General features: G+C 50.9%; 1 protein-coding gene. It reads right to left on the bottom strand.

Going from position 1 to position 497, the window contains the following annotated elements; translation table 11 throughout:
* A partial coding sequence (locus tag D0S45_20810) for a relaxase (protein ID TIH06007.1) occupies positions 1–292 on the bottom strand: 292 nt, incomplete at its 3' end.
* Positions 293–497 lie beyond the last annotated feature (205 nt).

Below are 497 nucleotides of genomic sequence, written 5' to 3'. Positions count from 1 at the left end.
GCTTGGCTTCTTCGGCCTGCAACTGGAGCATCTTGGAGATGGACAACAGCCTGCGCTTGTCTTTCCACGCCAAGCTTGAGTCTGATCTGAACTGACTCTGCTTAAGCTTCAGTTCAGATACTTTTGATGCCGGGGAATCAAAAACAGGAGAAAGATTACTTTGAATCGGCTCCTTCTTCGACCGCAGAACCTTCAGGGCTATTTCATCACCGCTCTCAGCCTTCCATTTCAAAAAGTCGTTCCAGCGGTTGAACGGGGTTTGTTCACGCAGCTCCGCGCGCTTTCCGGACATTTCCTTTTTTAGGGCTTCAATGGCCTCTGTCTTTCTGCCGGCAGCGAGAGCAATTAGCCGGCTACGATCTTTGATTCTAAGTTTTTTGTCATTCTTAAGGGCCTTGATCTTGCCATCCCAATAGGAACTGGTCTGCTTCCAGCGGCCATCCTGCTCTTCGCGCAGATCCTCATAGCCCTTTTTCCTGCCGGAAACAGCGGCCCGA

It is taken from the genome of Marinifilum sp. JC120, assembly GCA_004923195.1.
Classification (GTDB): Bacteria; Desulfobacterota; Desulfovibrionia; order Desulfovibrionales; family Desulfovibrionaceae; genus Maridesulfovibrio.
Note: the sequence above shows the minus strand (reverse complement) of the source record. Positions and strands in the feature narration are given on the sequence as shown.